Genomic DNA, 4,207 nt, shown 5'->3' with positions numbered 1-4,207 from the left:
GGGCCCGTCGGGCCCTGGGAGTCACTTCACGGCGCCGGCGGTCAGACCGGCCACCACCTGCCGCTGGAAGATGATGTACGCGGCGAGGACCGGGAGCATCGCCATCACCAGCCCGGCGAAGAGTCCGGACCAGTCGCCCTTGTACCCCTGGCTGACGGCCAGCTGGACGAGTCCCTGGGAGAGCACCTTCTTCTCCGGCTCGGTGTTGAGCACGGTCGGCAGCAGGTACTGGTTCCACTGGCCGAGGAAGTTGAAGATGCCGACGCTGATGAGGCCCGGCCTGGCCATCGGCAGCATCACCTGGAAGAAGGTCCGGGTGTGCGAGGCCCCGTCCACGAAGGCGGCCTCCGCCACCGAGGTCGGCAGGGTGCGGAAGAAGGCGGTGAGGAAGAAGACCGTGAACGGCAGCGAGTACGCGATGTAGACCAGGATCAGGCCGTGCAGCGTGTTGAGCAGGGCCATGTTCTGGAGCACGTAGAAGAGCGGCACGAGCGCCAGGATGATCGGGAAGCTCATCCCTCCGATGAAGAGGAAGTAGATGAAGCGGTTCCCGGGGAAGTCGAAGCGGGCGAGGACGTACGCCGCCATCGAGCCGAAGAGCAGGGTGCCGATGAGCGAGCCGCCGACCACCAGGACGGTGTTCAGGAAGTAGTCGCTCATGTGCGCTTCGGTCCAAGCGCGCGACCAGTTCTCGAAGTGCAGCTTGTCGGGCAGCGCCCAGGGCGAGGTGAAGATCGCCCGGTCGGTCTTGAAGGAGGTCATGACCGCCCAGAGCAGCGGCATGACCACCATGATCGCCCAGATGATCAGGACGCCGTGGGAGAAGACGTTGAGGGTCGCGCCCTCGGCCTTGGCGGTCCTGCGCGGGGCGGGCGCCACCGTCTTGGTGACCACGGGTCCGGATCCGGCCGGGGAGCCGGAGGCCCCGACGTCGGGGGTGGCAGTGTCGGTCGTCTTCATCAGAACTCCAGCCGCTCGCGCCGGCCCAGCTTCATCACGACGGCGGCGAAGGCCAGCGTGACGAGGAGGAGCGCGACACCGATGGTCGTTGCGTAGGCGGCCTGACCGTCCCGGAATGCCTTCTGGTACACGTACAGCGGCATGACGATGGTGGAGTAGTCGGGCCCGCCGCCGTTGGGGCCGACGGTCATGATCTGCACGACGGCGAAGGATTCCGCACCGAGGGCGAGGATGCCCATGTAGATCCAGCCGGACTGCACGGTGTCCCAGAGCAGCGGCAGGGTGATCTTGAAGAAGGTGGTGAAGCGGTTGGCGCCGTCGAGCAGGGCCGCCTCGTAGAAGTCCCTCGGAATGGATGCCATTCCCGCGGAGAAGAGGACGACGAAGAATCCGACGGTGGACCAGACGAGCACCAGCATCACGCAGATGAGGGCGAGGTCCGGATCCCCGAGCCAGTCCGGTTGCACGCTGCCGAGACCGACGCCCTTCAATACGGAATTGATGGCTCCGCTGTTCGGGTTGTACGCGAACTGGAAGAGCAGCGCGACGATCGCGATCGACAACACCTGCGGGAAGAAATAGACGATCTTGTAGAAGGAAGAACCGCGCACGCCTGCGATCGCCGCACCCCTGCGGCGCCGACCACCGACATTGAGCATGAAGGCGAAGAAAAGCGCGAGCCCGACCGTCACCAGCGGCAGCACCACGGCGAAGGTCAGACTGTGCTGGAGCGATTTCCAGAAGATCTCGTCGTCCAGCATTCTGCTGTAGTTGTCGAATCCGACCATCCGGAATTCGGGGCTCAGGCCGCTCCAGTCCGTGAACGAGTAGTAGATGGACTGGATGAACGGCCAGATGACGAACAGCGCGTAGAGCGCCAGGGGGGCCGCCAGGAACCCCACGATGAAACGGTATTTGCCGTGTTGCATTCCTACCGACCCCGATCTTCCCGCGGAGAGGCGCCGCTGGTGCCACGCGCTGCTGATGCCGCGCGCAAAGGGCCGGGGCCCGCTCCCGGTCGGCGGGAAGGAGCCCCGGCACTGCTCACTGGTGCTTGTAGTGCTTGATGCTCGAGTCCTTGGCCGCTTCATCGGCGTACTTCTGGATCTTCTTGATCGTCTCGGCCGGGGTCGCACGGCCGGCCATCATCTCGCCGAGGCCGGCGACGCCGATCTTCTCCTTCTGGAGGGCGACGTACCAGTCCTGGAGGCGCGGGTTGACGACGTTCTGGCCCGCCTTGTCCAGCGCGGCGACGCCGGACTTGAGGCCCGGGGTCAACTCGATGCCGTCGGTGCCGCCGTTGAGGGCGGTCAGGGACTTCACCGACTGCGTGAAGTTCTTGGAGGAGGCCTCGCTGAGCATGATGCGCAGCTGCTCCAGACCGCCCTCCGGGTTCTTCGCCTTCGCCGGGACGATGAAGGGCTCGCCGCCGGAGGCCCAGATGGTGCCGAAGGGCATCTTGTCCGAGGAGTCGATGCCTGTCGGGCCGGAGACCGCCAGGTCGAAGTCGCCCGGCATGGTCTTCGCGGCCTCGTTCTCGACCCAGGAGCCGTTCGGGATGAAGAGCGCCTTGCCCTCGGTCCAGGCGGTCTGCGACTGGATGTGGTCGAGGCCGGGGGTGCCCTTGAGGATGTAGCCCTTGCGGTACAGCTCGTAGTACGCCTCGAAGCACGCCTTGACCGCGGGGTGCTCCCAGGCCTTCGGCTCCAGGTTGTCGATGGCGTCCAGAACCTCTCGGCCGCCGACCTTGCCGATCATCGGGTAGAGCGAGAAGGGGATGTAGTACGGGTGCTTGCCGGCGTACGTCCAGCCGGCGATGCCCCTCTTCTTGGCCTTCTCGCAGACGGCCAGCATCTCGTCCCAGGTCTCGGGGTACTTCGCGTCGAGGGAGTCGAGCAGCTTCTGGGAGTACCACACGCCGTAGACCGTGTAGGCGTAGTACATGATCCACACCGGGTCACCGTCGAACTGGCCCATCTCGACGATGCCGGGCCGCAGGGTGTCGCGGACCTTCTTACTCGGGTCGTCGATGGAGGGGGCGTCGAGGAGCGGGGTGAGGTCGGCCAGCTGCTTCTGGCCGACCAGGACGCCCATGTCCATCTGCTCGGCACCGGAGTTGTCGATGAGGTCCGGCGGGGTGCCGCCGTTGAAGCGCGGCTGCAGGGTGGTGGTGATCTTCTGGGTGGGGGTGAACTTGACCTGGGCCTTGGGGTAATTCGCCTCGTAGACCTTGATCGCGTCCTTGGCGTACTCCTGTCCGAATCCGCCGTCGAAAAGGACGAAATCGAGCGGTGCCGACTCGTTCACCCCGAGCGGGTTCTTGTCGGACTTCGTCCCCTTGTCGACCTTTTCGTTGCCGCCGCCACCGCTGCTCGCGCAGGCGGACAGGAAGCCCATCGTCGGTACGGAGATCAGACCGATAGCGGCCGAGCGCTTGATCAGATCGCGACGGCCGAGGCCCTCACCGTTGTGTGCGGAGATGGATCCCATGCTCAAGTCCTCGCCTTCATTCAGGACTCAGGCGGTGTACCGGTCGCCCGTATCTCACTCGCCACAGGCGAAGGGCCCCGCCACCGCGGTTAATTGCAGCCGGGTCGTGCACGCGTCGGGCCGTCGTCGGATTGCTCCGACTGGCTGGACGCCGACAGGTATAGTCCACTTCCCTTCGCCTGAGCAAGATCGAAAGCAGGTTTCTCCGGCCATCTTTCCCGAGTTGAGACCTCCGGGATAAGCAGGCGGTATCTGCGGCGTTTCGTCCAACCATCCGCCGCGTTCCCCCCTTGACACGACATCAGGAGTACCCCCCGACCCAGGAGCCACCCTGCGGGCGGGTGGAGAGGCACAGGAGGAGAGGGGCGAAGGGGGTAAAAGATCAAAGACCGCACAGATGTGACACAAAGGGGCCGTCCATCGAAGACGCCGTGGCGAAGACCCGGCTGCCCGAATCCTCGCCGAGTCCGCCGGCCCCGGGGCGCACGGCAGCCCTCCGTCCCGCTCCGCACGGACCGGAGAGCTGCCCGACCACCGCCTCGGGCCCGAACCGCACGGGCGCGCCGGCCCTGCCGCGCATCGCGCTCACGGCGGGAGGCGCCGTCCTGGCGGGCGCCGTCACGCCGTGCGCAAGGAACGCGAAGGCCCCGCTCCTCTTGCGAGGATGCCGTTGGTTAATTCGGGGCCTGCCTACTTCGCCCTGTCGATCGTTTGGTCGGCGGGGCGAAGTGCTGCGAAGTGGCTGGTGCGGGTGCGG

Annotated in this window: 3 protein-coding genes; all 3 read right to left on the bottom strand. The window is 65.9% G+C overall.

Annotated features, from left to right (window positions below; translation table 11 throughout):
- Positions 1 to 21 precede the first annotated feature (21 nt).
- The 3 genes from ACFW2Y_RS34915 to ngcE all read right to left on the bottom strand — a co-directional run bounded on the left by ACFW2Y_RS34915 (position 22) and on the right by ngcE (position 3,450).
- A complete protein-coding gene (locus tag ACFW2Y_RS34915; RefSeq protein ID WP_384887506.1) occupies positions 22 to 960 on the bottom strand; it encodes a carbohydrate ABC transporter permease in 939 nt (312 codons plus the stop codon).
- A complete protein-coding gene (locus tag ACFW2Y_RS34910; protein ID WP_384887503.1) occupies positions 960 to 1,889 on the bottom strand; it encodes a carbohydrate ABC transporter permease in 930 nt (309 codons plus the stop codon). The genes ACFW2Y_RS34915 and ACFW2Y_RS34910 overlap by 1 nt, the downstream gene beginning before the upstream one ends.
- A gap of 115 nt (positions 1,890 to 2,004) precedes the next feature.
- Positions 2,005 to 3,450 (bottom strand): N-acetylglucosamine/diacetylchitobiose ABC transporter substrate-binding protein, encoded by a 1,446-nt coding sequence (gene ngcE, locus ACFW2Y_RS34905; protein ID WP_384887500.1) that lies wholly within the window; start codon positions 3,448 to 3,450, stop codon positions 2,005 to 2,007.
- Positions 3,451 to 4,207 lie beyond the last annotated feature (757 nt).

The organism is Streptomyces sp. NPDC058877 (assembly GCF_042742855.1).
Classification (GTDB): Bacteria; Actinomycetota; Actinomycetes; order Streptomycetales; family Streptomycetaceae; genus Streptomyces.
The sequence above is the reverse complement of the archived record's forward strand: the minus strand, read 5'-3'. Positions and strand labels throughout refer to the sequence as shown.

Bases quoted from the DNA above. Each gene is read 5' to 3' on its own strand.
- ngcE (WP_384887500.1), bottom strand. From the start codon at position 3,450: ATGGGATCCATCTCCGCACACAACGGTGAGGGCCTCGGCCGTCGCGAT.
- ACFW2Y_RS34910 (WP_384887503.1), bottom strand. From the start codon at position 1,889: ATGCAACACGGCAAATACCGTTTCATCGTGGGGTTCCTGGCGGCCCCC.
- ACFW2Y_RS34915 (WP_384887506.1), bottom strand. From the start codon at position 960: ATGAAGACGACCGACACTGCCACCCCCGACGTCGGGGCCTCCGGCTCC.